At 64.3% G+C, this 24,906-nt stretch carries 25 protein-coding genes; 14 read left to right on the top strand and 11 right to left on the bottom strand.

The features are described 5' to 3' along the window. Window positions 1-44 precede the first annotated feature (44 nt). On the top strand, window positions 45-1,241 hold the full coding sequence (locus tag CH305_RS03690; protein WP_094702729.1) for a PEP/pyruvate-binding domain-containing protein: 1,197 nt from the start codon (window positions 45-47) through the stop codon (window positions 1,239-1,241). Continuing rightward, on the top strand, window positions 1,238-1,849 hold the full coding sequence (locus CH305_RS03695; RefSeq protein WP_094702731.1) for a histidine phosphatase family protein: 612 nt from the start codon (window positions 1,238-1,240) through the stop codon (window positions 1,847-1,849). Before CH305_RS03690 ends, CH305_RS03695 begins: the two co-directional genes overlap by 4 nt. A 55-nt stretch (window positions 1,850-1,904) precedes the next feature. Here CH305_RS03695 and CH305_RS03700 read toward each other — a convergent pair whose 3' ends face one another. Then, window positions 1,905-3,476: a CdaR family transcriptional regulator gene (locus CH305_RS03700; protein WP_094702733.1), complete on the bottom strand. Its 1,572-nt coding sequence runs from the start codon at window positions 3,474-3,476 to the stop codon at window positions 1,905-1,907. Window positions 3,477-3,575: 99 nt separating this feature from the next. On the opposite strand from CH305_RS03700, the gene pruA reads away from it, so the two are divergent. The 3 genes from pruA to CH305_RS03715 all read left to right on the top strand — a co-directional run bounded on the left by pruA (window position 3,576) and on the right by CH305_RS03715 (window position 6,551). Then, window positions 3,576-5,225 carry an L-glutamate gamma-semialdehyde dehydrogenase gene (gene pruA, locus CH305_RS03705; RefSeq protein WP_094702735.1) on the top strand — a complete coding sequence of 550 codons (1,650 nt, stop codon included), beginning with the start codon at window positions 3,576-3,578 and terminating at the stop codon, window positions 5,223-5,225. Continuing rightward, complete coding sequence (locus CH305_RS03710) at window positions 5,222-6,166, top strand: proline dehydrogenase family protein (RefSeq protein ID WP_094702737.1); 945 nt, start codon at window positions 5,222-5,224, stop codon at window positions 6,164-6,166. The genes pruA and CH305_RS03710 overlap by 4 nt, the downstream gene beginning before the upstream one ends. Window positions 6,167-6,362: 196 nt before the next feature. Further along, a complete protein-coding gene (locus tag CH305_RS03715; protein ID WP_032405716.1) occupies window positions 6,363-6,551 on the top strand; it encodes a hypothetical protein in 189 nt (62 codons plus the stop codon). Between the two features lie 170 nt (window positions 6,552-6,721). On the opposite strand, the gene CH305_RS03720 is transcribed toward CH305_RS03715, so the two are convergent. Both CH305_RS03720 and CH305_RS03725 read right to left on the bottom strand, forming a co-directional pair. Further along, window positions 6,722-7,057 carry an STAS domain-containing protein gene (locus CH305_RS03720; protein ID WP_249305033.1) on the bottom strand — a complete coding sequence of 112 codons (336 nt, stop codon included), beginning with the start codon at window positions 7,055-7,057 and terminating at the stop codon, window positions 6,722-6,724. A gap of 279 nt (window positions 7,058-7,336) precedes the next feature. Further along, window positions 7,337-7,816, bottom strand: a complete 480-nt coding sequence (locus CH305_RS03725) for a MarR family winged helix-turn-helix transcriptional regulator (protein WP_037154039.1) — start codon at window positions 7,814-7,816, stop codon at window positions 7,337-7,339. 208 nt (window positions 7,817-8,024) lie between these two features. Here CH305_RS03725 and CH305_RS03730 point away from each other — a divergent pair, with 208 nt between their 5' ends. Continuing rightward, complete coding sequence (locus tag CH305_RS03730; RefSeq protein WP_179278176.1) at window positions 8,025-10,028, top strand: MMPL family transporter; 2,004 nt, start codon at window positions 8,025-8,027, stop codon at window positions 10,026-10,028. Then, complete coding sequence (locus CH305_RS03735) at window positions 10,028-10,657, top strand: lipocalin family protein (protein WP_094608497.1); 630 nt, start codon at window positions 10,028-10,030, stop codon at window positions 10,655-10,657. The genes CH305_RS03730 and CH305_RS03735 overlap by 1 nt, the downstream gene beginning before the upstream one ends. Window positions 10,658-10,726: 69 nt before the next feature. Here the strand turns inward: CH305_RS03735 and CH305_RS03740 are convergent, their stop codons facing one another. Both CH305_RS03740 and CH305_RS03745 read right to left on the bottom strand, forming a co-directional pair. After that, on the bottom strand, window positions 10,727-11,344 hold the full coding sequence (locus tag CH305_RS03740; RefSeq protein WP_094702739.1) for an FKBP-type peptidyl-prolyl cis-trans isomerase: 618 nt from the start codon (window positions 11,342-11,344) through the stop codon (window positions 10,727-10,729). Between the two features lie 34 nt (window positions 11,345-11,378). Beyond that, the gene (locus CH305_RS03745) at window positions 11,379-12,233 is read right to left on the bottom strand and encodes an SDR family oxidoreductase (protein WP_094702741.1); all 855 of its coding nucleotides are present in this window, start codon (window positions 12,231-12,233) and stop codon (window positions 11,379-11,381) included. 120 nt (window positions 12,234-12,353) lie between these two features. Here CH305_RS03745 and CH305_RS03750 point away from each other — a divergent pair, with 120 nt between their 5' ends. Continuing rightward, window positions 12,354-12,728: a helix-turn-helix domain-containing protein gene (locus tag CH305_RS03750; protein ID WP_032405713.1), complete on the top strand. Its 375-nt coding sequence runs from the start codon at window positions 12,354-12,356 to the stop codon at window positions 12,726-12,728. On the opposite strand, the gene CH305_RS03755 is transcribed toward CH305_RS03750, so the two are convergent. Continuing rightward, a complete protein-coding gene (locus CH305_RS03755) occupies window positions 12,729-13,079 on the bottom strand; it encodes a VOC family protein (protein ID WP_094702743.1) in 351 nt (116 codons plus the stop codon). Window positions 13,080-13,285: 206 nt separating this feature from the next. Between CH305_RS03755 and CH305_RS03760 the strand changes: the two genes are divergently transcribed. Then, on the top strand, window positions 13,286-13,765 hold the full coding sequence (locus CH305_RS03760) for a DUF6764 family protein (protein ID WP_032405711.1): 480 nt from the start codon (window positions 13,286-13,288) through the stop codon (window positions 13,763-13,765). Between the two features lie 315 nt (window positions 13,766-14,080). On the opposite strand, the gene CH305_RS03765 is transcribed toward CH305_RS03760, so the two are convergent. The 3 genes from CH305_RS03765 to CH305_RS03775 all read right to left on the bottom strand — a co-directional run bounded on the left by CH305_RS03765 (window position 14,081) and on the right by CH305_RS03775 (window position 17,030). Then, complete coding sequence (locus CH305_RS03765) at window positions 14,081-15,100, bottom strand: hemolysin family protein (protein WP_094702745.1); 1,020 nt, start codon at window positions 15,098-15,100, stop codon at window positions 14,081-14,083. Continuing rightward, the gene (locus CH305_RS03770; RefSeq protein WP_094702747.1) at window positions 15,097-16,503 is read right to left on the bottom strand and encodes a hemolysin family protein; all 1,407 of its coding nucleotides are present in this window, start codon (window positions 16,501-16,503) and stop codon (window positions 15,097-15,099) included. Before CH305_RS03770 ends, CH305_RS03765 begins: the two co-directional genes overlap by 4 nt. A 119-nt stretch (window positions 16,504-16,622) precedes the next feature. Beyond that, window positions 16,623-17,030 (bottom strand): universal stress protein, encoded by a 408-nt coding sequence (locus CH305_RS03775; RefSeq protein WP_230592726.1) that lies wholly within the window; start codon window positions 17,028-17,030, stop codon window positions 16,623-16,625. A 113-nt stretch (window positions 17,031-17,143) separates the two neighbouring features. Between CH305_RS03775 and CH305_RS03780 the strand changes: the two genes are divergently transcribed. Genes CH305_RS03780 through CH305_RS03790 form a run of 3 tightly spaced genes read left to right on the top strand, consistent with a single transcriptional unit; the run spans window position 17,144 to window position 20,185 of the window. Next, window positions 17,144-18,133 carry a tripartite tricarboxylate transporter substrate binding protein gene (locus CH305_RS03780; RefSeq protein ID WP_032376306.1) on the top strand — a complete coding sequence of 330 codons (990 nt, stop codon included), beginning with the start codon at window positions 17,144-17,146 and terminating at the stop codon, window positions 18,131-18,133. Further along, window positions 18,130-18,663: a tripartite tricarboxylate transporter TctB family protein gene (locus CH305_RS03785; protein ID WP_094702749.1), complete on the top strand. Its 534-nt coding sequence runs from the start codon at window positions 18,130-18,132 to the stop codon at window positions 18,661-18,663. Before CH305_RS03780 ends, CH305_RS03785 begins: the two co-directional genes overlap by 4 nt. A 16-nt stretch (window positions 18,664-18,679) precedes the next feature. Next, a complete protein-coding gene (locus CH305_RS03790; protein ID WP_032405706.1) occupies window positions 18,680-20,185 on the top strand; it encodes a tripartite tricarboxylate transporter permease in 1,506 nt (501 codons plus the stop codon). Window positions 20,186-20,277: 92 nt separating this feature from the next. Here CH305_RS03790 and CH305_RS03795 read toward each other — a convergent pair whose 3' ends face one another. Both CH305_RS03795 and CH305_RS03800 read right to left on the bottom strand, forming a co-directional pair. Beyond that, window positions 20,278-21,351, bottom strand: a complete 1,074-nt coding sequence (locus CH305_RS03795) for an alkene reductase (protein ID WP_094702751.1) — start codon at window positions 21,349-21,351, stop codon at window positions 20,278-20,280. 229 nt (window positions 21,352-21,580) lie between these two features. Next, complete coding sequence (locus tag CH305_RS03800) at window positions 21,581-23,761, bottom strand: glutamine synthetase III (protein ID WP_032376302.1); 2,181 nt, start codon at window positions 23,759-23,761, stop codon at window positions 21,581-21,583. A 207-nt stretch (window positions 23,762-23,968) separates the two neighbouring features. Here CH305_RS03800 and CH305_RS03805 point away from each other — a divergent pair, with 207 nt between their 5' ends. Next, window positions 23,969-24,436 (top strand): SRPBCC domain-containing protein, encoded by a 468-nt coding sequence (locus tag CH305_RS03805; protein ID WP_032376301.1) that lies wholly within the window; start codon window positions 23,969-23,971, stop codon window positions 24,434-24,436. Between the two features lie 25 nt (window positions 24,437-24,461). Beyond that, window positions 24,462-24,902: an SRPBCC family protein gene (locus CH305_RS03810; protein ID WP_032405703.1), complete on the top strand. Its 441-nt coding sequence runs from the start codon at window positions 24,462-24,464 to the stop codon at window positions 24,900-24,902. The last annotated feature ends 4 nt before the right edge of the window (window positions 24,903-24,906 follow it).

Below are 24,906 nucleotides of genomic sequence, written 5' to 3' on the forward strand. Positions count from 1 at the left end.
TGTCAACATTTTGTTGATGACCAGTCGGTTGAAGGGTAGTCGGGATGCTCGTGAAACTCGGAGACGCAACGTTCTCCAGCTGCGGAGGGAAAGCCCATGCGCTGGGAATCCTTCTTCGGGCGAATTATCCTGTACCGGATGGCGTTGTGGTTCCGTTCCATACGTACCGGGCAGCGGCAGGCGATCGCCCTGGAGTCGCGACATCGTTACGCAACGACATCGCTGACTGGCTCGAAGGATTCGGCGATGCTCCGCTGGCGGTGCGCTCATCGGCCGACAGCGAGGACGGTTCGGCAGCATCGGCTGCGGGCCAGCACGACAGCGTCCTGGGGGTTCAGGGCATCGACTCGATCATGAACGCGGTGCAGTCCTGCTGGACGTCTTTGCATTCCGAGCGTGCCGTCGGCTACCGCGAGAATTTATCCCGAACTCAGTCCGCCTCGCCCCAGCATGGCGCAATGGCGGTCATCGTTCAGCAGCTCGTCGACGCCGACATCTCGGGGGTCATGTTCACCCCGTCGACACCGGGCGGAGACACCGAGATCGAAGCAGCGTGGGGACTCGGTCTTTCGGTCGTCGGCGGAACTGTCACCCCCGACCGGTACCGCATCGGTGATGACGGGAGCACCGCCTCGATCATCGCGGACAAGCGGACCCGAACGGATCGCCGCCAGAACACAGTGTTCACCAGCGACGTCATGCCTTCGGACCGCACCAGGTCGACACTCGACGACCGGGCTGCGGTACGGCTCGCCGAGCTCGGAGGAGAGATCGCTGCCAGTCTCGGCGGACCACAGGACATCGAATGGTCCATCAAAGAAGGTCGTGTCTGGATTCTGCAAGCCAGGCCGATCACAGCTGCGCTACCGAGTCACCACACAATGTCCCATACCGCCACTGCCGATGGACGATTCGATTCCTCCACGATGCTCACCGGTACACCGGGTAGCGATGGGCATGCGACGGGAACCGCACGAATTGTCCGTGGCCCACACGATTTCGGCCGAGTACGTCGCGGCGACATCCTGGTGTGCCCGTACACCGATCCCGCCTGGACACCTCTGCTGCGAGCAGCGAAGGGTGTTGTGACCGAAACCGGGGGCGTACTGTCCCATGCCGCGATCGTCGCCCGCGAGCTACGAATCCCAGCGGTCCTCGGAGTTGCGAACGCAACGGATCGATTGCGCGACAACAACATCGTCCGTATCGACGGACAGGAAGGAACGATCACCACCACATGACAACTCGATACGTGTACTTGACTCGTCACGGAGACGCCGACGCCTTCGGAAGACTCACCGATGCCGGTCGCGAACAAGCCGGCCTCCTCGGTGAGCGCCTGGGACACATCCCGCTCGACGTCGTCTGGCATTCCCCACTGCCACGTGCGGTGGATACAGCACACGAGATCGTGCGCCGTCGACGGTCTCACACCCCCGTCATCGAATCCGACGAACTGATCGACAACGTCCCCTACGTGCCGGCACCGAACGAGACACCCCCGTCGTGGATTCCGTTCTTCGACGGCTGGGACGCCGACGACGCACTGAGCGGTGCCGACACAGCCGATCACATGATCAGGCGCTTCGCCACGACGCCCGATTCAGCCGAGCCGAGGAACGACACCCACGAGCTGCTCGTCACCCACGCGTACCCGATTGCATGGTTCATCCGGCACGCCCTCGACGCGCCACGCGTTCGGTGGCTCGGCATCGACAGCGCAAACACCGCACTGACCGTCATCGAATACCGGACAGGACTACCGCCGAGCGTCGTCATGTTCAACGATATGAGCCACCTGCCGCCACAATTACAGTGGACCGGGTTCCCGACTTCCATCCGCCCCTGAGTCGAACTCGTTGTCCCCCAATGCGTTCCTACAGGCTCACTCCCTATCCTCTCGCTCACATACGGAGCTGTATTTCCACCAACAGTCGCGCATCGGAATCGGCCAGATCGAGTTCCAGGATCTGCTCGACGCGGCGAATGCGGTAGCGCAGGGTATTCGGGTGGACATGCAAGCGATCGGCCGCGGACCGAACGTCACCGAAGCACGTCAGGTACGCCTCCAGGCTCTCGCGCATCCGGGAGTCGTTGGATGCGTCGTATCGGTCGAGCTCGGCAATACGCGGGTCACGGAGTTGTTCGTGATTGCCGATCAATTCGAGAATTTCTCCCAGCAGCACCGAAGTTCTCGATTCCTCCAGCGTGGTGACGCGAACCTCGCCGGTGGTGCCGTCGAGCACCCGATCCACCTCGAATCGGGCGACGGCCACGGCTTCGAGGTCGGCTATCGGGGACGCCACCGCCGCGCGCAATGCCAGCGAGGTTCGCCTCTCGATTCGGCCCACGGCATCGGCGGCCCACCCCGAAATCCCCGTGCCCGACACCACCCCGGGAAACAGTGCGTAGATTCTCTCCCCGATGGTGGTGACCAGAGAATCACGTCGAAATGCGCTGGCGTGCAACCTGATCGCCGGTGCCAGTGCGCCGATGTCGAATTCTCCGCACGACGCGAATCCCACGACTGCCGACGATCCGGTGGCGGGGATCGACAGCGCGGATGCCAGCGACGGGACGTCCACTCCGCCCCCTCTGGCCCCGAGCAGTCGTTGGATCTGCAGGGTCTCGTTGGTCGGGGCGTTCGCGATGCGAGTGATCAACCGTGCCGCGACGGCCGAAGCTCCCCGGAGCACACCGTCGGCCTCGTCGGCGAGCGGAATGGCACCCTCCTGCACCCAGATGGTTCCGAGAGTTGTCGGGCTACCGGATATTCGGCGTATCCCCACCGCGAGGCGTCGTCGAATTCCGAGTTCGAGATCGGCGGGTACGTCGATGACGTCGTCGGTGCGCCGAAGACGATCGAACACACCACGCTCGTGCAGCCCCCGCAGGTAGTCGGCCGGGCCTTCACGCCCGAGGATCGACAGCGTTCTCAATTCGTCGGCCGCGTCGTCCGATGCCGAGTACGCCAACACGTGTGAGCGCTCGTCCTCGATACTCACCATTCCCTTCGTCAGCGACGCCACCGTCTGCGCAAGTTCGTACAGATCGGTATCGGCTCCGAAGGTCCCGTCGTCCGGACTGTGCGTCCGCACCTGGTCGAGAACTCCTCGCGTCATCGACAACAGCAGCTCCCAGCGCGTCTGTCGATGTACGGCAACCAAGGCGATACCGGTCTCGCGCGCACCATGGGTGAGTGCAGCCGAGTCGGCCACCTTGGTCAGCACCGCACGAGGTCTGTCGGCCGCGGCACGCAGAGCGAGATCATCGAACCACCGCACCACGTCGGCCTCGGTCACCCCCACCAGCAGCGTCACATCGGCGGACGCCCCCGGCGGCAGACGCAGGTCGTCGGCGTCGAGCAACGCAACGGACTCGACGGCCATGTCGATCCCTGCGGGCGCGACCACGAGTTCCACAACCGCGCTGTGCAGAGATGTCAATAGCGATCGTAGAGAAACGGCGTTGGCCATACGGACAAGTAGACCACGGATTCTTTGGCCGATGAGCTGATTGAACGGCCTCCGAATCGGACTTCAATTGCCACCACACAGCGAAGACGAGGAGCAGCCATGGACGCCGTCACATCAGTTCCCACCCCCACCAACGAGCCGGTCAACACCTACGCGCCGGGGAGCGCCGAACGTGCCCGCATACGGACCCGCCTGACCGAGCTCAGGACATCGCCCGTCGAGATTCACCAGGTCATCGGCGGTGTCCACCGCGTCGCCGACGGCGCTGTCGAAAATGTCGTCGAGCCCCACCGACACTCCTCGGTCATCGGCAGCTTCGCCGGTGCCGGCCATCAGGATGTTCGCGACGCCATCGATGCCGCGAGTGCGGCGGCCCCGATGTGGCGCGATCTCCCGTTCGACGAGCGTGCCGCCGTGTTCCTGCGTGCGGCCGATCTGCTGTCCGGGCCGTGGCGCGAAAGAATTGCTGCTGCAACGATGCTCGGTCAATCCAAGTCGGCCTATCAGGCCGAGATCGATGCACCGTGCGAGCTGATCGACTTCTGGCGATTCAACGTGACCTTCGCCCGGCAGATACTCGCCGAGCAGCCGGTATCGGCACCGGGTGTGTGGAATCGCGTCGAATACCGTCCGCTCGAGGGCTTCGTCTATGCCATCACCCCGTTCAATTTCACCGCCATTGCGGGCAACCTGCCCACCGCGCCTGCGCTGATGGGCAATACCGTGCTGTGGAAGCCCTCCCCCACCCAGGCCGTGGCCGCGTATCTGACGCTGCAGCTCCTCGAAGCCGCCGGTTTGCCACCGGGTGTGATCAACCTGGTCCTCGGCGACGGACCGATGGTGTCCGAGGTGGCTCTCGCCGATCCACGACTGGCGGGCATCCACTTCACCGGATCCACCGCGACGTTCCAGACGCTGTGGCGCGAGGTGGGAAACAACATCTCGAACTATCACTCGTACCCGCGGCTGGTCGGCGAGACCGGCGGCAAGGACTTCATCGTCGCGCACAGCTCCGCCGATCCGGAAGTGTTGACCACGGCCATGATTCGTGGTGCCTTCGATTTCCAGGGACAGAAGTGCTCGGCAGCGTCTCGGGCCTTCGTTCCGAAATCGTTGTGGGCCTCGATGGGCGAGACGTTCATCGAGCAGGTGTCGGCGCTGAAGTACGGCGACGTGACCGACCTGTCGAACTACGGCGGAGCCGTCATCGACCGAAAGGCATTCGACCGCAACGCAGCTGCGCTCGACAGAGCGAAATCCGTACCCAGCCTGACCATCGCCGCCGGCGGTACCTGCGACGACTCCGAGGGCTACTTCGTCTCCCCCACCGTCCTCCTCGGCGACGATCCGACCGACGAGGCCTTCACCACCGAGTACTTCGGACCGATCCTGGCCGTGCACGTCTACGACGACAGCAAGCCCGACGCCTACGCCGACACACTGCGCGCCGTCGACACCGGATCCAAGTACGCGCTGACCGGTGCGGTCATCGCCACCGACCGCACTGCCGTCGAACAGGCCCATGCCGCACTACGATTCGCAGCCGGAAACTTCTACGTCAACGACAAGCCGACCGGCGCAGTGGTGGGCCAGCAACCGTTCGGCGGAGCCCGAGCGTCGGGAACGAACGACAAAGCCGGCTCACCGCAGAACCTGCTCCGCTGGACCTCGGCCCGCACCGTCAAGGAAACGTTCGTCCCGCCGACCACCCACGGCTACCCTCATCAGGAAGGCGAGGGCACGCGATGACCACCCTGCTGAACAATCCCCTCCGCCCGGCTCTGCTGGCGGCCGCTCGATCGCCCAAACTGCAGTCGACGGTGACGCGAATGCGTGCCACTCGCGCTCTCGTCGATCGCTTCGTGGCCGGGGAATCGGAGCCCGCGGCCGTCACCGCTGTCGACACCCTGCTGGACTCGGGTCGGTTCGTGTCCGTGGACTATCTCGGTGAGGACACCACCGACCGAGATCGGGCGCGCGCCACGGTCGAGTCGTATCTGTCTCTGATAGAGCGCTTTTCGTCTCGGCGGAGCAACACCAACGCGCTGGAGGTCTCACTCAAACTCTCGGCTCTCGGTCAAGGAATCGATCGGACCCTGGCGCTGGAGAACGCCAGGACGATCTGCACGGCTGCCGCTGCGGCCGGGGTATGGGTGACGGTCGATGCCGAGGACCACACGACCACCGATTCGACACTGTCGATCGTGCGTGAACTCCGCGTCGACTTTCCCGATCTGGGCACGGTGCTCCAGGCGTATCTGAGGCGAACCGAAGCGGACTGCGCGGAATTGTCCGGACCGAGATCACGGATACGACTCTGCAAGGGGGCGTACAACGAACCGTCGTCGGTCGCGTTTCAGGGTGCACGGGAGGTGTCCGACTCCTACCTCCGGTGCCTGAAGATCCTGATGGACGGTCGCGGCTATCCGATGGTCGCCTCGCACGACCCGGAAATGATCGAGGCGGCCGAGACATTCGCGGCGGCCGCGGGCAGGTCGTCCGAGGACTTCGAGTTCCAGATGCTCTACGGCATCCGCGATCAGGAACAGCGGCGGCTCGTCGACGCCGATCGACACGTTCGGGTGTACGTGCCGTACGGAGAGCAGTGGTACGGCTACTTCATGCGCAGACTGGCCGAGCGCCCCGCCAACCTGATGTTCTTCGCGCGATCGTTGATCTCGCGCAAGTAGCGGGTTCGCCGAAGTACTCGATTCTCGCAAACGCGCGCGCGGTTGCCAGACGCGCGCAGAATCTCATCGTTTTCGAGGCGATTTCGCGCGCCTTCGACGAACGCGCGCGCGTTTGCGGATTCCAGCAGCCGACCGCCGCTTCCCCTCGGCGTGCCGACGTGGATTAGGTTGCGCGACATCGGGGCATCCCGACGTCATGGCAAACTACAGAGTTATCGATCCGCACGGAACCGTCGTCGACACCAAGGACATCTCCAGTTCCGAGGATGCGCATGCCTGGTTCAAGGACAGCCGCGCAGACAACGAAGAGTTGGGCTGGCGACTGGAAGTGGAGCACGACGGCGAGTGGGCGTTCTTCAGCGACTCCGAAGGAACCAAAGACTAGTTCGTTTGGGCTGAAACACATTCGGACGATCCTGCGCCTCGGCCACGCCGTCGGTCAGGGTCGTCCGTTCTGTGAACCGACTTTGTGTAATCGAGGGCAGAACCAACAGTGGGCAGCCCCTGTACAGGAGCTGCCCACCTCTTGTCGCGGCGATTATCGCCGGAGTACTTCTAGTCGCTCGAAGGACGAGACGTCGGGACAGTGGCCTCGAGGTCTGCGACCTGGAGCAAACGCGAGACCGAACGTCCTGCGACGACCGACCATGATGCACCGATGCCGGCCGTGTACTCGCGGACCGCATCGAAAACTGTGAGACCTGCGATGCCGAAGAAATCGACATCGGACAGGTCGAGGGTGACGTGCCGTTTGCTGGACACGCGGCTGCAGACGAAATCGGAGAACATCGGCGCGCTGCGCATGTCGATGTCGCCGTGGACGGCGACGACGAGTGAGCCGTCGGGGCCGTCGTGCGCGGTGAAGATTGCTCCGGTTGCTGCGACGGACACGGACTTCTCCGCGACAGTCACCGGGGTGGTTCGAACTTTGTTGCCTGAAGATTCAACACTCATGGCAGATCCCATCGATCGGTCGAACTGAGGGGGAAACCGATTGACGCAGCGGGAGCAGAATAATGCCTGACCCGGACGCCGACTTCGCTGCGTTTCCCCGTGACCGGCTGTTAGCTCAACCTCGGCCAACCTTACGGCACTCGCAGGCTCGGAGTCCAGCATCGGCTCGAGCAGGCCGCCCACCAGCGGTTCGAACATCGCACCCGGGCATGCGCCCTACGCTCGACTGCTGTTACCCAGGTCGGCGTGGTGTTCACGCATGGCACCGATGAGCGATTCGAACACCCGATGCGCGGCGGCCAGATCGGCATCGGGAAGGTCTGCCAGTGCGGCGCTGGTTCGCATGCCAAGGGGTCCGAAGAAGCCGCGAGCGACCTCCATCCCGTGCTCGTCGTACCGCAGAATCACTTTGCGTCTGTCGGATGCATCCGATTCGCGTCGTATGTGACCCGAAGCGATCATGCGCTCGACGAGATAGGTCATGGCCGCAGAAGAGAGCCCCAACATCGTGCCGAGTTCACCTGCAGTGAGCGGTGCGCCCTCCACGTCCGCGACCATCACATGCAGCAGGGCACGAAAGTCGTTGGGCCGCAGGCTGTGTAGGGCTCCGAAAACCTGACCGATCTGCTCCGAGACCGAGGAAAGCGCTCGGAGATCCGCAGATATTGCGGATTCGAGGTGGTTTCGGTCGGTCATGTCGGTGGTAACTCCTTCGCTACGGTCACCGTCAGAGTACTGCCCGCAACAGATTCAGTTGCTTAATATCTAAGTAAATGAGATTGTTTTGAGCGTGGACAGCACACGAACCGAGAACAACGCCGCGTGGGATCGCATCGCCGCGGCGGTGACGCACCGTCGATCATGGGCAATTGCGCTCGCGATCCTCATTCTTTCGGCCGCCGTGATGGGGCTCGTCGGAAGCAACGATTCGGCCGGTCAGTCACCCAATTCGCTGCCGACCTCTGCCGAGTCCTACCAGGTGGACCAGCTTCTGGCCGAGTTTCCGGACTCCGACACCGCCCCGGTGATCCTGGTTCTGAGCCGGACCGACGGCACAGACCTGACCCCGGCCGATATCGAGGCCGCCGCCGCTGCACAGAACAGGTTGCTGGCCGTCGACCGTTCGGTGCCCGACGCGCCGGGACCTCCTCCGATCGTGGCACCCGACGGCAAGGCCGCGATCGCTCTCGTCCAGGTCGATTCCGAGCTGTCGGGCTTCACACTGAACGAACTGATCACCGAGCTGCGGTCCGCCGCGACCGACGGCCTCGCACCGGACCTGCGCGCTCAGGTCACCGGCGGCCCCGCTTTCGGTGCCGACATTGCGAACTCGTTCTCCGGAGCCAACTTCACCTTGCTCGCCGTCACCGCGCTCGTGGTGGCAGTCCTTTTGATCGTCACGTACCGGTCACCCATCCTGTGGTTGGTGCCGCTGCTGGTCATCGGTTTCGCAGACCGGTTCGCCACTACCGTCGGCACTGCCCTGGCCGAGGTCACCGGTCTCTCGTTCGACGGTTCGACCTCGGGAATCACCAGCGTGCTGGTGTTCGGTGCCGGAACGAACTATGCGCTGCTGCTGATCTCTCGCTACCGCGAGGAACTGCGTCGCGAGTCCGACCACCGCCTCGCCCTTCGTGAGGCCGTCCGGCAGGCCGGGCCCGCCATCATCGCCAGCAATGCCACCGTCGTGCTGGCACTGCTGACCTTGCTCCTCGCAATCCTGCCCAGTACCCGCAGCCTGGGAGCGCTGGCCGCAGCCGGACTCATCGTCGCAGCGGTGTTCGTCCTGTTCGTGCTGCCGCCACTGCTTGCACTGTGCGGCCCGAAGCTGTTCTGGCCGTTCGTCCCCAAGCAATCGGATCGAGACACCACCACCGAGGGCGTGTGGCATTCGATCGCAGCAGGTGTCTCGCGACGGCCGGTGGCAACGGCCTCGGTCACCATCGTCGCGCTACTGGCGTGCTGTGCGGCACTGTTCGGCACTCAGATCGGCCTCTCGCAGACCGAGCAATTCCGTGTCACCGCCGAATCCGTCGAAGGATTCGACACTCTCTCGCAACACTTTCCGGCCGGCTCGGCCGATCCGACGACGATTCTGGCGCCCACCTCGAGCATCGATGAGGTCATCGGCATCGTGGAGGGTACAGACGGGATCGTCTCGGTCGATCGCGTCGCAGATTCCGGTACCGGACTGACCCGCCTGTCGGTGGTCACCGATGCGGCTCCCGCGTCCGAAAATTCCTTCACCGTGATCGAAAACCTCCGCTCCGCACTCTCCGGAGTCGACGGAGCGCAGGTCGGTGGCAGCGACGCCAAGGCACTCGACACCACCGACGCCGCAGCTCGTGACCGTCTCGTGGTCATCCCCGCGATCCTCGCGGTGGTGCTCGCCGTACTTCTGATACTTCTACGAGCGGTTGTCGCACCGCTGATCCTGGTCGCGACAACGGTATTGAGTGCAGTGGCCGCCATCGGTATCGGTAGCTGGGTGAGCCTGCACATCTTCGGATTCCCCGCGCTCGACGACAACACCCCGCTGTTCGCGTTCCTGTTCCTCGTTGCCCTGGGGGTGGACTACACGATCTTCCTCGTCACGCGTACCCGCGAGGAAACGCCGCGGCACGGTACAAGGGCTGCCATCGTACGGGCGGTATCGGCCACCGGTGGTGTCATCACCAGCGCGGGAATCGTTCTGGCAGCGGTGTTCTGCGTACTCGGCGTCCTGCCGCTCATCACACTCACCCAACTGGGCATCATCGTCGGTCTCGGCATTCTGCTCGATACCTTCGTGGTGCGCACCGTCGTCATCCCCGCCCTGTTCACCCTCATCGGCCCGAAGATCTGGTGGCCGAACAGAATCGATTCCAGCGAGACCGCAAACACAACCGCAACACAAGGAGCGAATTGATGAATATCCGTACCGCACTGGGCCGCACCGCAATTGCCGGAGTATTGGCCGCAGGTGCCCTGCTCGCCGCGGCCCCGGTGCAGGCGCAACCGGTCGGCCCTCTTGGATCGGTCGGCCTCGAGCCACTGGCCCCGATCCCGTCACTCGATGTCGAGCGCTACCTGGGCACCTGGAACCAGGTTGCCGCGGTGCCGCAGCCGTTCAACCTGATCTGCGCCCGCGACACCCAGGCGAACTACCAGATGATCGACGAATCCAACATTCGCGTCGAGAACACCTGCACCACCTGGACTGGCCAGGAAAACCGCATCGTCGGCAACGCTCGGGTCAACGACACGGTCACCAAAGCCCAACTGCACGTGAGCTTCCCGGGAGTGCCCACGCAGGAAAGCCAGGAGGGGCCGACCAACTACATCGTGGCCTACATCGCCGACGACTATTCGTGGGCGTTCGTCGGAAGCCCCACCCGCACGTCCGGATTCGTGCTCAAGCGCACGCCCGACGTCAGCGTCGATCAGTTCCGCGAGATCCGCAGCGTCGTCGAATCGCTGGGGTACGACTCGAACTTCATCACCACCACGCCCACCCCGGGCGGCGCAACCACGATTCAGCAGCTCTCGACCGTGTAGTGCGGCGGAGCCGCAGTGGCGTGGTTATGTGCCGCGGAGGGCGCACAACCACGCCACTGCCGGAGGCACTCAGCTCGCGGACAGGATCGCGATCGCGAAGATCAAGCTGTCTCCCGGCTCGATTCCGGCCGCCGGCTGGCCGCTCGGGTAACCGTCGGCCGACGTGACCGCCACGGCGACCGTCGAGCCGACGGTCTGCCCGGCGATTGCCTTCTGGAAGCCCGCCACCACACCGTTCAGCGGGAAATCGACCGGTGCGCCGCGCTCGTAGCTGCTGTCGAACGTCGATCCGTCGCGTCCGTTGACGCCCAGGTAGCACACGGATACCTCGGCGTCGTCCGCGACGACGGGACCGTCACCGACCGTCAGTGTCTTCACCTGTGTCTCGGCGACGCTGAACGGGGCCTCGACCGTGACCGCGGGTGCCGCGGTGTCCGTGGATCCGACGACGGCGATGCTGCCGGTATCCCCGGCCAGCGTCCACTCGGGGGTTGCGGCCGAGTCGGGGGCTGCCGTGGGGCATGTGCCGGCCGATGCTGCCTCGGCCGAGGCGGACGCAGAGGCGGACGTCGTCGACGCCGGGGACGAGCTGTCCGTATCCGAACTGCACGCACCCGTCAGGAGAACGAGCGATGCGGAGGCGGCCAGGAACAAGGTGCGGGTCTTCGTCTGATTCACCGCGCCCACGCTACAAGTAGCGGCGCAGTCCCCGGCACACCCGTCACATCGCGGCGCGGAGCACCTCGGCCACCGGAGTGGATGCTCGACCGATCAGGGCCTGCATGTCACCGGAGTCGGTATCGAGTTCGCCTCGCGAGATGCCGGCGTCGGCACTGGCGAGCATGGTCGCCACAAAATCGGGCAGACCGGCACCCTCGAGAATTGCGGCGTACTCGGACTCCGGCACATCCTTGTAGACCACCGGCTTGCCGGAAACATCACCGATGACAGCGGCCAGATCGGCGTAGGTCAGATGCTCGTCGCCGCCGAGCTCGTAGATCTTGCCGCCCTGATCGTCCATGGTCAGCACCGCGGCAGCCGCGTCGGCATAGTCCGCGCGCGATGCTGCCGCGATCTTGCCGTTCCCCGCTGCGCCGAGCAGAACCCCACCCTCGACGGTCTGGGCGAGCGAGCCGAGGTAGTTCTCCCAGTACCAACCGTTGCGCAGGAAGACCGCGGGGATCGCCGACGCGGTGAGTCGCTCCTCGGTCGCCTTGTGTTCGGGGGCCAGGCTCACTCCTGACGTGCCGGCGGCGAGCAAGCTGGTGTACGCGATCAGGCTCACCCCGGCCGCCTCTGCAGCGTCGATCACGTTGTTGTGCTGCGCAATTCGCTGTCCGACCTCGGATCCCGAAATCAGCAGCACCTTGTCCACGCCTGCGAATGCAGATGTCAGAGCGGCAGTGTCGCTGTAGTCGGCAACCCGAATCACGACGCCGCGTTCGGCCAGCTGCGCGGCCTTGTCTGCATTACGGACGACGGCAACGATATCGCCGGCTGCGACGCCGCGTGTGATGAGTGCATCGACGACGAGTCCGCCGAGGTTGCCCGTTGCTCCGGTTACTGCTGTGGTCATGCCGACTCCTGCGTGTCTCGGGGTTGAGGTTTCAAGTTCCACCTCATCATGCACTTACTTTTCGTGCAGTGCAACTGCGATGGTAATCACTGATGTTTCAGCATGCGCTAGCATTGCCATATGCCCGATGCCGCCGAATCCCTCGAAGCGTCCGTCTTCGCGCGGGACTGCGCGTCGCGACAGACCCTGCAGAACGCCACGAGCAGGTGGGGAGTCCTGGCCCTGGCGGCACTCACCGAAGGCGACTATCGCTTCAACGCGTTGCGCCGACGCGTCGACGGCGTCAGTGAACGCATGCTGTCGCAGACCCTGCAGACGCTGGAGCGTGACGGACTCGTGGTGCGCACGGTGCAGGGGACCATCCCACCCAAGGTGGAGTACAGCCTCACCCCGCTGGGGCGCGACGTCGGCACCCGCTTGAGCGACCTCATCGAACTCATCGAGGGCAACATGCCGCTCGTCCTCGAATCACGTACCCAGCACGACGCTCGCTGATCAGCTGGGCGGAGTCACCAGGCACCACTCGTTGCCCTCGGGGTCGAGGAGCACCTGAAAGGATCCGGCCGCGTCGGAGTGCCGGTCGCCGAGCACTGTCGCGCCCAGCGCTACCGCCTGCTCGACGGCCCTGTCGATGCTGGGTACGTCGACGTCGAGATGAAGCCGGTTCTTGCCGGACTTGCCCTCGGGAACTCGGTGAAACGCCAGCCGAGTGAACCCTGGGACATCGACGAAATGCCACGAGTCGTCGCGCATGGCAGGCCGACCACCGAGTATGTCGGCCCAGAACTGTGCCAGCAACGCCGGCTCCGTGCAGTCGAAAACGACCTCGTCGATGCGTCCGATCATGAGGCAATCGTAGGTAGAGACCGCGCTGCACGTCGCGTTATCTCGGCGTTACCCTACCGAGACGTTTTCGAGATGTCGACGAACCCGCACCGCGCTCGGGTGGGTCGAGACTCGACGTCAGGGAGTGGGGTCCCAGCAACACCGGCCCAGCGACCGTCACGCTCGGCGCACCGGTGCCGACGCATCGATCTCGGGAGGCATTCACCATGTTCCACACCAAGAGAATTCTCGGCGGAGCGGCAGCATTCGGATTCGCCTGTACCTTCGCAGCCCTGGTGCCCGGCACGGCATCGGCAGCACCGGTCGCCTGCACCACGGCGCCAGGAGGTGCCGACATCGCTGCGCTCGTCGGAGGATCACAGTGCGACAGCTCCGCAGACGGTGCCAGTGCGGCCGCAGGATTCGGCCTCGAGGGCTGGGGCTCGGCGGAGGCAATGAACAATGCGGCGGCTCTGGCGCTCGGTCTGAACGGCGGAACTGCCGTCAGCAACGGCAGTTTCGGCGGCGCGCCTGCGGCGATCGCCTTCGGCCCCGGGGCGGTCGCGCAGAACACCGCCGCCGGTCTCGGACTCTCCATCGCAGTGGCCGCACCGGGCTCGACCATCACGCTCACCCCCGAGGGCGCAGTGTGCAACGGTGCCGGAATCGCGGGCAGCTTCACCACGCTTCAGGGCTGCATCGGCTGACACGTTCCGAGCAACGCACGCGAGTAGGCGATATGGATGCCACCGAAGGCCGGGTCATCTACAGTCTCAATGACCTACAAGTCTCGGTATGCGAGTCGGCAACGACCCGCTGAACAAGGAGTTCGACGGCAATGATGTCCTACCTGCTCTACGACGTGCTGCTCCCCCAACTCGGCCACGACGTCGCGTCGTACTGGGCACACCTGCTGGTCGTCGCCCCGGTCTGATTCGCTTCAGACACGACGTATAGACAAGTCATCCCCGATCGGCCGTGCAGGCCGGTCGGGGATGACTCGTTCGAATGCCGGAATCGAATCAGACGGGTTCGGGCAGAAGCCGCGTCAGCACATCGGACAGCGTCACCACGCCGATCGTCCGCGCGGTGTCACCCACCCCGACCGAAGCATCCACCACCAGCGCCAGATGGTGCCGGGTCTCGCGCATCGACGCGAGCGCCACGTACACCGGAGTGGTGGACTCCAGGGTGTACGCAGGTCGCGTGATCTCGGAAAGATTCGCAGGTTCGGTCAACGTGTCCCGCACGTGTACAACACCTTTCACCACGTCCTCGTCGCTGACGAGGATGCGCAGATGTCCACTGATCCGGGACGCCTCCCGCACGTCGTCGATCGAGGCCGACGACGACACCGAGGTCGGCGTGCCGCTCCCGGCAACCAGATCGCCGACGGTGAGATCCTGCAGTTCCAACGCTCCCGAAATTTGAGCCTGGTAGCTGGCGTCGAGTGCACCGACGTTCACCGAGTGCTCGACGAGCTGGCGGAGATCGTCTGCGTTCTGCCCGGACCCCACCTGGTCGGCCGGCTCCACGCCGACCTTGCGCAGGCACCAGTTGGCCATGTTGTTCAAAATCGTGAGCACGGGCCGAGTGACGAACATGAATCCACGCATGGGAAGCGCAAGCATCGTGGCCGACTTCTCCGGATGCGCGATCGCCCACGACTTGGGGGCCATCTCGCCGACAACCAAGTGCAGGAACGTGACGACGATCAGCGCCAGGACGAATCCCAGCACGTCGGCGAACCAATACGGCAGGCCGATGCCCTCGAACAGCGGTGTGAGCCAGTAGTGCACCGCCGGTTTGGTCGTCGCACCGAGGGCGAGGGTGCACACAGTGATACCGAGCTGCGAGCCGGCGAGCAGCACCGTCAGCTCCGAGGAACTGCGCAGCGCGGCCCGAGCGGATCGCGAGTTCGGTGCAGCATCTTCGAGGCGATGCCGCTTGGCCGCGAGTAGAGCGAACTCGACCGCGACGAAGAAGGCGCTCGCAGCGATGAGACCGATGGTGACGGCCAGAAAGACCCAGGGGTTGCTCATCGGTGTGCTCCTGCAATGTCGGACTCGGCCGAATTCTCGTCGTGCTCGGTTGCCCGCTCGTCGATGGTGAGGGTCAGTAGTGACGGCACGTGACTGTCGATCTCCTGCACCTCGATCGTGACGAAACGAATCGGCGTCTCGTCGTCGTTGGCCAGATCCGCGTTGTCCGGCGGGAGATCCACCTCTATGCGGGTACCGACGTCGGGCAGCGAACCATGGTGCGCGATGGCGAATCCGGCGATTGTTTCGTAGTCACCGTCGGGCAGATCCACCCCGATCGCGCGTTCTACCTCGTCGACGTGCACCTCCCCCGCCATCGTCCAGCTGCCGTCGTCGGCGCTGACCGGGCTCGGGTCGAGTACGCCGTCGTCGTGCTCGTCGGTGATTTCACCGACGAGTTCCTCGGCCAGGTCCTCGATGGTGATGACGCCGGTGAGGCCGCCGTATTCGTCGATGACACAAGCCAATTGGTTCCGAGTTGCCCGCAGCTCGCGCATCGCGTCGGGCAGGCTCTGCAGTTCGGGCAGAATCAGTGCGTCGCGGGTGAGTCCGGAGATCGGCGTCGAATCGGGCTCGACGGAGCCCAGCACGTCGTGCAAGTGCACGACGCCGACGATTCCGTCGTCCTCGTCGAGCACCGGATACCGGGAATGCTCCTGTCCCATCAGCGCTTTCACCTCACCGAGGGTGTCGGTGTCGCGCACGGTTGCAGCTCGTGAACGCGGAATCATGGCATGTTCGACGGTGCGCGTCGGGAAGTCGAGTATGCGATCGAGAAGAGTCGACAACTCATCGGGCAGGTCGCCCGTTTCACGGGAATCCGAGACGATGTGTTCGAGGTCGCGCGGATTCGCCGAATGCTCCACGTCGTGCACGGGTTCGATCTTCAGCGCCTTGAGCAGCAAATTCGACGACTGATCGAAGATGGTGATCAACCAGCCGAAGAGCTTGAGGTAGATGGTCGTCGAGAGCGAGAGCCAGCGGGCCACCGGCTCCGGGCGGGCGATGGCGAAGTTCTTCGGGAACAGTTCGCCGAAGAGCATCTGCACGAACGTCGCGAAGGTGATCGCCAGAACGGCACCCAGTCCGACACCGACTGCCGTCGGAACACCGACGCCGCCCAGTATCGCGCCGAACGACTGACCGATCAGCGGTTCGGCGACGTAGCCGACCAGCAGGCCGGTGACCGTGATGCCCAGCTGCGCGCCCGAGAGCATGAACGACGTGCGCTTGGTGACGGTCAACGTACGAGCTGCGACGGCGTCACCGGCCTCGGCACGCGCCTTGAGCCGGGACCGGTCGACGGTCATGTACGCGAATTCCTGAGCTACGAAGTAGCCGGTTGCGACGGTGATGAGAAAAACGACGAGCAGGCCGAGCAGAAGAGTGAGCAGAACGCTCATTCGCCGGACACCGCCTCGCACGTAGTAGCTGTGGTGCGGCGAGCCGTGTCCGGCCCGGGTTTATCGCTGTCCATGATTCCTCGGGGTCGTGTGTGTGAAGTTTGTCCGATACTACCGGGTCACGGCGCCTTCACGACGAGGACGGGAACCGGGCAGTCCAGCAACACGCGCTGCACGGTGCTTCCCATCAAGAATTTACCCACGGCGGATCGACGCTTGGACCCGATGACGACCATCCCCGCGCCGACATCGGCAACGAGATCGACCAGTGCGCCGGCCGGGTCGCCGCCGTCCGGCTCGACGCGCACGGTCGTCGATGCTCCCGGCAGCGTCCGCTCCACCTCGGCCTGCGCCGCACTTCGGTCCTCCGCCGACACGGAATCGCGGTCCACCACGGACAACACGATCAGTTGCGCCCCACGCAGCTCGGCCTCGGCAGCACCGCGTCGCAGCGCTTCGTGCCCCTCCGGTGTGTTGCTCATCGCTACTGCCACTGCGCTTGCTACCGCTGTGCTCGCTGAAGACACGGTCTCTCCCGTTGCTCGAATCCACCGAGGATTGCCCTCAATGTTGTGAACTGGACTAATCGGACAAACTGTATCTAACCTGACGCTGTGACACACCACACGAAAGGTCTCTGATGGCGATACCGCCCACATTGCTTCGAACAGTCGGTGCCCTGGCGGTGGTGGGAGCGGTGACCGTGGCGGGTATCGATGCCGCTCGCAGTGCCAGCGGCTCCGATGCCCGAGCCAAACTGACACTGATCGCTCCGGCTGCCGCGGGCGGCGGCTGGGACCTGGTCGCCCGCGAGTCGCAGCAAGCGCTGCGCAGCGATGGCATCGTCAACAACGCCCAGGTCGTCAACGTCCCCGGTGCCGGCGGCACCATCGGTCTGAGCCAGCTCGAGAACCTCAGCGGTCAGCCCACCACCGTGATGATCACCGGCACCGTGATGCTGGGCGGCATTGCGATCAACAACTCCGAGACGACTCTGGCCGACACCGTTCCGATCGCCAAACTCGCCGAGGACTTCGAGGTGTTCGTCGTCCCGAAGGACTCGCCGATCCAGAATCTCGAGGACATGATCGAGGCCTGGCGAGCGAACCCCGGTGGCCTGCCGATCGGCGGCGGGTCGCTCGGCGGTATCGACCACATCGTGGCGGGCCAATTGGCCCAGGAAGCCGACATCGATCCGGCCGCAATCAATTACATCGCCTACTCCGGCGGCGGCGAGGTCCTGACGTCGCTGCTGTCGAACACCGTCGGCGTCGCGGTCAGCGGGTTCAACGACTTCCGCGACCAGATCGAGGCAGGCAACGTGCGTGCACTCGCAGTGGCTGCACCCGAGCCGCTCGAGGGATTCGACGTGGACACGTTCATCGAACAGGGCTACAACGTCGACCTCGTCAACTGGCGCGGAATCGTTGCACCCCCGGGAATCTCGGACGAGGACCGACAGACGCTCGTCGACATCGTCACCGAGATGGTCGAGACCGAGCAGTGGGCAACGGCCGTCGAACGCAACCGGTGGAAGGAATCGGTCGTGACGGGAGACGAGTTCGGAGAGTTCCTCGACGTCGAACAGGCACGCATCACCGGAATTCTCGAAGAGTTGGGGCTGGTATGACAACAACAACGACCACCGACACCGGCACGTCCCGGTCTTTCTGGACCGGCCGTAGCGGATTGATCGTTCCGGCGCTCCTCGTCGCACTGGGACTGTTCCTGGTCTACGGAACCGTCACGATGGAGGTTCCGCCGACCGCCACTTCACCTGGTCCGCAGGTCTTTCCGGCCATCGTCGCCGGCGGTTGCTTCGTGGTCGCACTGTTGATCACCATCCAACTGATGGTCAAGCCCGACGTGATCGACCGCGGAGTCGACGCCGACGGTAAGCCGCACACCGGCACCGTGAGCAATTGGCGCACCCTGTCGATCACCGTCGGATCGGTGGCCTTGTTCATCGCCCTGCTCGACCCGCTCGGCTGGGTTCTCGCCGGAGCGTTGCTGTTCTGGGGCGTCTCGATCGGGTTGGGTGGTCGCCGTTACGTGTTCGACGCGGCAGTCGCACTGCTGGTTTCGAGCACCGTCCAGATCGTATTCTCCGCGGGCCTCGGCCTGACCTTGCCCGGCGGCGTTCTCGCCCAGATCTTCTGACGGAGCTGAATTTCCGATGGATTCATTGAGTAATCTTCTCGACGGGTTCGGCACCGCGCTGACTCCGATGAACCTGGTGTGGGTGTTCGTCGGCGCGTTGCTCGGCACCGCTGTGGGCGTGCTGCCCGGTCTCGGCTCTGCCATGGCGGTGGCCCTGCTGCTGCCGGTCACCTTTACTCTCGACCCCACCGCTGCCCTGATCATGTTCGCCGGAGTGTATTTCGGCGGCCTGTTCGGCGATTCCATCTCGGGCATCCTGATGAACACCCCCGGCAACAGCACCGCCATCGCCGGTACGTTCGAGGGACATCGAATGGCCAAGAACGGCCGCGCCCCACAGGCTTTGGCGACTTCGGCCATCGCGTCGTTCATCGGTGGAATGATCGCCACCACCCTGGTCGTGTTCTTCGCCCCGACGCTTGCGGCGCTGGCGACCAACTTCGGACCCGCCGAATATCTCGCACTCGCGGTGTTCGCGTTCATCGCCACCTCGGCGGTGGTCTCGGATTCCGCCCTCAAAGGTCTGACCGCCCTGCTCATCGGCCTCACCCTCGCGGTGATCGGTATCGACGGACCCTCGGGCGCTTCACGATTCACCTTCGAGGTGCCGGCCCTGTTCGACGGCATCCACATCGTCGTCATCACCGTGGCGATGCTCGCCCTCGGCGAGGTCATCCACATCGCGTCGAAGATCGGGCGGCCCGAGGATCGGTCGTTGATCAAGTCGCAGGGACGACCGTGGCTGAGCAAGGCGGAGTTCCGCGAAGCACTCCCAGCCTGGCTACGCGGGACGGCATTCGGTGTGCCGTTCGGCGTCATACCAGCGGGCGGTGCCGAGGTGCCGAGCTTCCTGGCCTACGGCACCGAGCGTCGTCTCGATCGCAAACGCGAGAAGCCGATGTTCGGCAAAGGCGCCATTCGTGGCGTGGCAGGACCCGAGGCGGCCGGAAACTCCACGGCCGGAACGGCCATGGGCGCATTGCTGGCGTTGGGTCTACCGACGTCCGCCACAGCGGCGATCATGCTCGCAGCGTTCCAGCAGTACGGAATGCAACCCGGACCGCTCCTGTTCGAGCGCAGCGGCGACATCGTCTGGGCCCTGCTGGCCAGCCTCTTCCTGGCGATGATCGTGTTGCTGATCCTCAACCTGCCGTTCGCACCGTTGTGGGCCCAGCTGCTGAAGATCCCGAAGAACTACCTCTACGCCGGAATCTCGGTGTTCGCTGCCCTCGGCGTCTACGCGTCGAGTGCGTCGATCGTGGACCTGATGTTCATGCTCGGGCTCGGCATCATCGGATTCATGATGCGGCGCTACGAGATTCCGCTCGCACCGGTGCTGATCGCCGTGATCCTCGGCCCGCTTGCCGAGGAATCGCTTCGACGCGCACTGGCGGTCAGCGAGGGCGACCCGTCGATCCTCGTCAGCAGCGGCATCACCATCGTGCTCTACGCACTGATGGTCATTGCCGTGGTGTTCTCGATCGTCAGCAAGATCAGGGCCCGCAAGACCGCGGACTTCTAGTGCGCTCCGCGCAGTGGTGTGGTCGAGCGCCCCAGAAGGTACTCAACCGCACCACTGCGCATCGGGTCGTTCCGCAGGCCCCACTCCTGCCGCTAGGCAGTGAAAGCCGGGTAGTCCGTGTAGCCCTTGGCACCGTCGGTGTAGAAGGTGCTCGGATCGGGCTCGTTGAGCGGCAGATCCTCGCGCCAGCGGTAGGCGAGATCGGGGTTGGCGATCGCCGGACGGCCGACGACGACGGCGTCACCGATGCCGTTGTCGAGCAGCGAAAGAGCCTCGTCGCGGTTGGTGATCTCACCGAAGCCGCTGTTGACGAGGACCGAACCGCCGAATGCCTGGCGCAGATCCTGAACCAGCTCACCGGCCGGATCTTTGTGCAGCACACTGAGATACGCCAGACCCAACGGTGCGATTCGGTCGACCAACGCGCGGTAGGTGGCACGCACGTCGTCGGCGTCCGTCTCGAGGGCATCCTGAATGTTGTGCTCGGGTGAGATACGAATTCCAACCTTGCCGGCTCCCAGAGCGGCGACCACTGCCTCGACCACCTCGGCCACGAACCGCGCCCGGTTCTCCGGTGAGCCGCCGTATGCGTCGTCCCGCTGGTTCGAGGCGGGCGAGAGGAATTCGTGGAGCAGGTAACCGTTGGCGCCGTGAATCTCGACACCGTCCATCCCGGCGGCAATCGCGTTCTTCGACGCCTGGACGAAATCGGCAATCACCGAGGGCAGCTCGTCCTCGCGTAGCGCACGCGGGGTGGGGTACGCCTTCTTGCCCTCGTACGTGTGAGTCTCTCCCTCGATCGCCACAGCGCTGGGCCCGACGACCTCGCGGCCACCCGTCGTCGCCTCGTGGGTCACCCGACCGGCATGCATCACCTGAGCGACGATCAGTCCGCCGTCGGCGTGCACTGCGTCGGCAACGTTGCGCCAACCCTCGATCTGCTCGTCCGTCACCAGACCGGGCTGACCTGGGAAGCCCTGGCCCGCGTGGCTCGGGTAGGTGCCTTCACTGACGATGAGACCCAGGGATGCGCGTTGCTTGTAATGCTCGACCACCAGCGGGCCCGGCACGCCGTCCTTCCCGGAGCGCACCCGCGTCAGCGGAGCCATCACCAACCGGTTGTCGAGCTTCAGGTCACCGAGCGCCAACGGGGAAAACAACTTCATGGATCTCTCTCCTCACGAGTGCGTGCACAGTCTTTGCCACTGCTCACTCCGAACCCGAAAGATCCACCGAGCTATTCCGCCTCGAGATATTGCTCACCCCGAAAACAACAGTGGTGTGGCTGAGTGCCACACACGGCACTCAGCCACACCACTGCTTATCCGGTCGTTCCGCAGGCTCCACTCCTGCCCCATCCGGTCGTTCCGCAGGCTCCACTCCTGCGTTGCGCACTCAGAGGATGTACAGCATCTCCTGATACGTCGGCAGCGGCCAGAGATCGTCGGCCACCATTGCTTCGAGTGTGTCCGACGCAGAACGGACCGCAGCCATGGCGGGCAGCAGTTCGTCCTTGGCATGCACGGCCTCGGCCAGAGCTTCGCCACCCGGGTCGGCTTCCAGGGCGCCCTTCAGTGTCGCCAATGCTGCGCGCAGCTCCGACAGTGGAGCCGAGACTGCTTGCAGCGCAGTCATGTCCACGTCATCGACGCCTGCACCCTTGAGCGCGCTGACGTTCTGCGCCAGTTCGGTCTGGTAGCGCACCGCCGCGGGCAGGATGGACGTCTGGCCCATTTCCAGCGTCAACCGCGCTTCGACGAACACCGTCAACGCGTACTGCTCGAGCCCGATCTCGTAACGCGAGTGCATCTCTCGGTGGTTGAACACCTTGTACTTCTCGAACAGTTCCATTGCCGACTCGGAGATCAACTCCGGCAATGCGTCGAGGGTGGTACGCAGATTCGGTAGTCCGCGTGCTTCCGCCTCGACCTGCCAGTTGTCCGAGTAACCATCACCGTTGAACACCACTGCCCCGTGTTCGGTGATGATCTCCGTGAGCAGGTTCTGCACGGCGGTGTCGAAGTCGGTGCCGTCGGCGACGGCAGTTTCGAGGTTGGTCGCCATGTAGTCCAGCGCCTCGGCCATGATCGTGTTGATCGTGACCATCGGACCGTTGACGGTCTGCATCGAGCCGGGAGCGCGGAACTCGAACCTGTTGCCGGTGAACGCGAACGGGCTCGTGCGGTTGCGGTCGCCGGGATCGGTGGGCAGCACGGGCAGGGTGTCGGCACCGATCATCATGGTGCCCTTGCCCTTCGAGGACGTGGCTGCACCCTTGGCGATCTGATCGAACACGTCTGCCAGCTGATCACCGAGAAAGATCGAGATGATCGCGGGCGGAGCCTCGTTGGCCCCGAGACGGTGATCGTTGGTCGCCGACGCCACCGAGGCGCGCAGCAGACCACCGTACTTGTGTACCGCGCGGATGACGGCGGCGCAGAAGACCAGGAACTGCGCGTTGTCATGCGGGTTGTCGCCGGGAACGAGCAGCGATCCGAGCTCGGAGTTGCCGAGCGAGAAGTTGACGTGCTTACCCGAGCCGTTGACGCCCTCGAACGGCTTCTCGTGGAACAGACACTCCATACCGTGCTTCTTGGCGATCGTCTTGAACGTCGTCATCAACAGCTGCTGGTGATCGGCTGCGATGTTGCCGCGCTCGAACATCGGCGCGATCTCGAACTGTCCTGGAGCGACCTCGTTGTGCCGAGTCTTGGCCGGGATACCGAGCTTGAACAGCTCACGCTCGGTGTCCATCATGAAGCCGAGGACGCGCTCGGGGATGGCTCCGAAGTAGTGGTCGTCGAATTCCTGGCCTTTGGGCGGCTTCGATCCGAACAGCGTGCGACCCGCATTGAGCAGGTCGGGACGGGCCAGGAAGAAGTGCCGGTCGACGAGGAAGTACTCCTGCTCAGGACCACAGAACGAGACGATGTTCTCGATGTTCTCGTGCCCGAACAGCTTCAGGATGCGCTCGGCATGTCCGCCCATCGCCTGCTGCGAACGCAACAACGGCGTCTTGTGGTCCAGAGCCTCACCGGTCATCGAGACGAACACCGTCGGGATGCACAGGGTATTGCCGTTCGGGTTCTCGAGGACGTACGCCGGGCTGGTGACGTCCCAGCCGGTGTACCCACGAGCCTCGAACGTGTTGCGCAGACCGCCGTTGGGGAAGCTCGACGCGTCGGGCTCGCCCTGGATCAGCGTCTTTCCTGCGAATTCGGCGAGTGCGCTGCCGTCACCGACGGGGTCGAAGAAGCTGTCGTGCTTCTCGGCCGTCAGCCCGGTGAGCGGGTAGAAGACGTGCGCGTAGTGCGTCGCACCCTTCTCGAGGGCCCAGTCCTTCATCGCCGACGCCACCGCGTCGGCGACCATGGGATCGAGCTTCTTGCCCTTGTCGATCGTCGCCATCACGGACTTGAAGACCGATTTGGGCAGACGCTTCTGCATCACGACCTTGCTGAAGACGTTCTCACCGAAGATCTCGCCCGGCTTCTCGTCTCCGACGAAGCTGACCGCAGGCGGCACATACGCCTCGACGTCTTTGATCGCCTGCAGGCGTACGGTATTTCCACTCATGGCTACCCCTTGACAAGGTGCTGCTCCACAGCTGGATTTTGCGGAGTCCGACCCGGCGACTGTACGAATGCGACGTGGCGGTCGTGTTTCGTCGTTGTGTCCACTGCGATGCAAAACCGACGGGGAGGCAAAAACGGCGATCGGAGTTTCTTTCCCCGCAGACGGGGGTAACTCCGTAGCCGGCATAAACAACTGAAAGGCGTGTCCATGACCGACGAGTTGACTGTCCGGCGCGTGATCGACGCTCCCCCCGCCTCCGTGTTCACTGCGCTCGCCAATCCCGAGGTCCAGGCCGCGGTCGACGGCTCGGAGATGCTGCGCGGCGCGATCGACCCGACGCCTCTGCGCGCGGTGGGCGACACCTTCGCGATGGATATGTACCAGCCGGAACTGGGCGAGTACGTCATGGAGAACACCTTGTTCGTGTTCGAGCAGGACCGACGCATCGGTTGGATTCCCAATCGCCAGGGCATGGAACCTCGTGGCACGCGGTGGTCCTGGGAGCTCGAGGAGGTCGCCGACGACCGGACAGCGCTGACGCAGGTGTACGACTGGTCGCGCGTCACCGACCCGGAGTTCCGCAAGATGGCCGGGTTTCCGCGGGTGACCGAGGACCAGATCGTCGGCACCATGCGCCGGCTTGCCGACCACCTCGGCGTCCCGCTCGAAGACTGATCTCCAACGACAGGAAAGAACTCTCATGGTCGATGTCACCCGCACCTTCACCGCCGCTGTTCCGATCGAGAAGGCGGCCGCATTTCTTCGCGACTTTTCCAATGCGCCGTCGTGGGATCCCGGAACCCAGAGCTGCACACAGATTTCGGACGGGCCGGTCGCCGTCGGAACGCAGTGGCACAACGTCTCGAAGCTGTTCGGTATCACCACGGAGTTGACCTACACCCTGGTCACGGACGAGCCTGATCACATCGTGCTCGAAGGCGAGAACAAGACGGCCACCAGCGTCGACGACATCACGCTGACGGCAGAAGGTGACGGATCGACTCGGATCGACTACCACGCGCAGGTCGAGTTCAACGGTGCCGCAAAGGTTGCCGGTCCGTTCCTGAAGGCGGGTTTCGAGGCGAAGGTCGCGCCGGACACCGTGGAGAAGATGACCGAGGCGCTCGAGCGGCTGAGCTGACCGT

The organism is Rhodococcus sp. 15-649-2-2 (assembly GCF_002258645.1).
Taxonomy (GTDB): Bacteria; Actinomycetota; Actinomycetes; order Mycobacteriales; family Mycobacteriaceae; genus Rhodococcoides.

Bases quoted from the DNA above. Each gene is read 5' to 3' on its own strand.
- CH305_RS03765 (WP_094702745.1), bottom strand. From the start codon at position 15,100: ATGAGCAACCCCTGGGTCTTTCTGGCCGTCACCATCGGTCTCATCGCT.
- CH305_RS03790 (WP_032405706.1), top strand. From the start codon at position 18,680: ATGGATTCATTGAGTAATCTTCTCGACGGGTTCGGCACCGCGCTGACT.
- CH305_RS03780 (WP_032376306.1), top strand. From the start codon at position 17,144: ATGGCGATACCGCCCACATTGCTTCGAACAGTCGGTGCCCTGGCGGTG.
- CH305_RS03735 (WP_094608497.1), top strand. From the start codon at position 10,028: ATGAATATCCGTACCGCACTGGGCCGCACCGCAATTGCCGGAGTATTG.
- CH305_RS03710 (WP_094702737.1), top strand. From the start codon at position 5,222: ATGACCACCCTGCTGAACAATCCCCTCCGCCCGGCTCTGCTGGCGGCC.
- CH305_RS03700 (WP_094702733.1), bottom strand. From the start codon at position 3,476: ATGGCCAACGCCGTTTCTCTACGATCGCTATTGACATCTCTGCACAGC.
- CH305_RS03725 (WP_037154039.1), bottom strand. From the start codon at position 7,816: ATGACCGACCGAAACCACCTCGAATCCGCAATATCTGCGGATCTCCGA.
- CH305_RS03755 (WP_094702743.1), bottom strand. From the start codon at position 13,079: ATGATCGGACGCATCGACGAGGTCGTTTTCGACTGCACGGAGCCGGCG.
- CH305_RS03810 (WP_032405703.1), top strand. From the start codon at position 24,462: ATGGTCGATGTCACCCGCACCTTCACCGCCGCTGTTCCGATCGAGAAG.
- CH305_RS03795 (WP_094702751.1), bottom strand. From the start codon at position 21,351: ATGAAGTTGTTTTCCCCGTTGGCGCTCGGTGACCTGAAGCTCGACAAC.
- CH305_RS03770 (WP_094702747.1), bottom strand. From the start codon at position 16,503: ATGAGCGTTCTGCTCACTCTTCTGCTCGGCCTGCTCGTCGTTTTTCTC.
- CH305_RS03690 (WP_094702729.1), top strand. From the start codon at position 45: ATGCTCGTGAAACTCGGAGACGCAACGTTCTCCAGCTGCGGAGGGAAA.
- CH305_RS03800 (WP_032376302.1), bottom strand. From the start codon at position 23,761: ATGAGTGGAAATACCGTACGCCTGCAGGCGATCAAAGACGTCGAGGCG.
- CH305_RS03730 (WP_179278176.1), top strand. From the start codon at position 8,025: ATGGGGCTCGTCGGAAGCAACGATTCGGCCGGTCAGTCACCCAATTCG.
- CH305_RS03760 (WP_032405711.1), top strand. From the start codon at position 13,286: ATGTTCCACACCAAGAGAATTCTCGGCGGAGCGGCAGCATTCGGATTC.
- CH305_RS03745 (WP_094702741.1), bottom strand. From the start codon at position 12,233: ATGACCACAGCAGTAACCGGAGCAACGGGCAACCTCGGCGGACTCGTC.
- pruA (WP_094702735.1), top strand. From the start codon at position 3,576: ATGGACGCCGTCACATCAGTTCCCACCCCCACCAACGAGCCGGTCAAC.
- CH305_RS03715 (WP_032405716.1), top strand. From the start codon at position 6,363: ATGGCAAACTACAGAGTTATCGATCCGCACGGAACCGTCGTCGACACC.
- CH305_RS03785 (WP_094702749.1), top strand. From the start codon at position 18,130: ATGACAACAACAACGACCACCGACACCGGCACGTCCCGGTCTTTCTGG.
- CH305_RS03805 (WP_032376301.1), top strand. From the start codon at position 23,969: ATGACCGACGAGTTGACTGTCCGGCGCGTGATCGACGCTCCCCCCGCC.
- CH305_RS03695 (WP_094702731.1), top strand. From the start codon at position 1,238: ATGACAACTCGATACGTGTACTTGACTCGTCACGGAGACGCCGACGCC.
- CH305_RS03750 (WP_032405713.1), top strand. From the start codon at position 12,354: ATGCCCGATGCCGCCGAATCCCTCGAAGCGTCCGTCTTCGCGCGGGAC.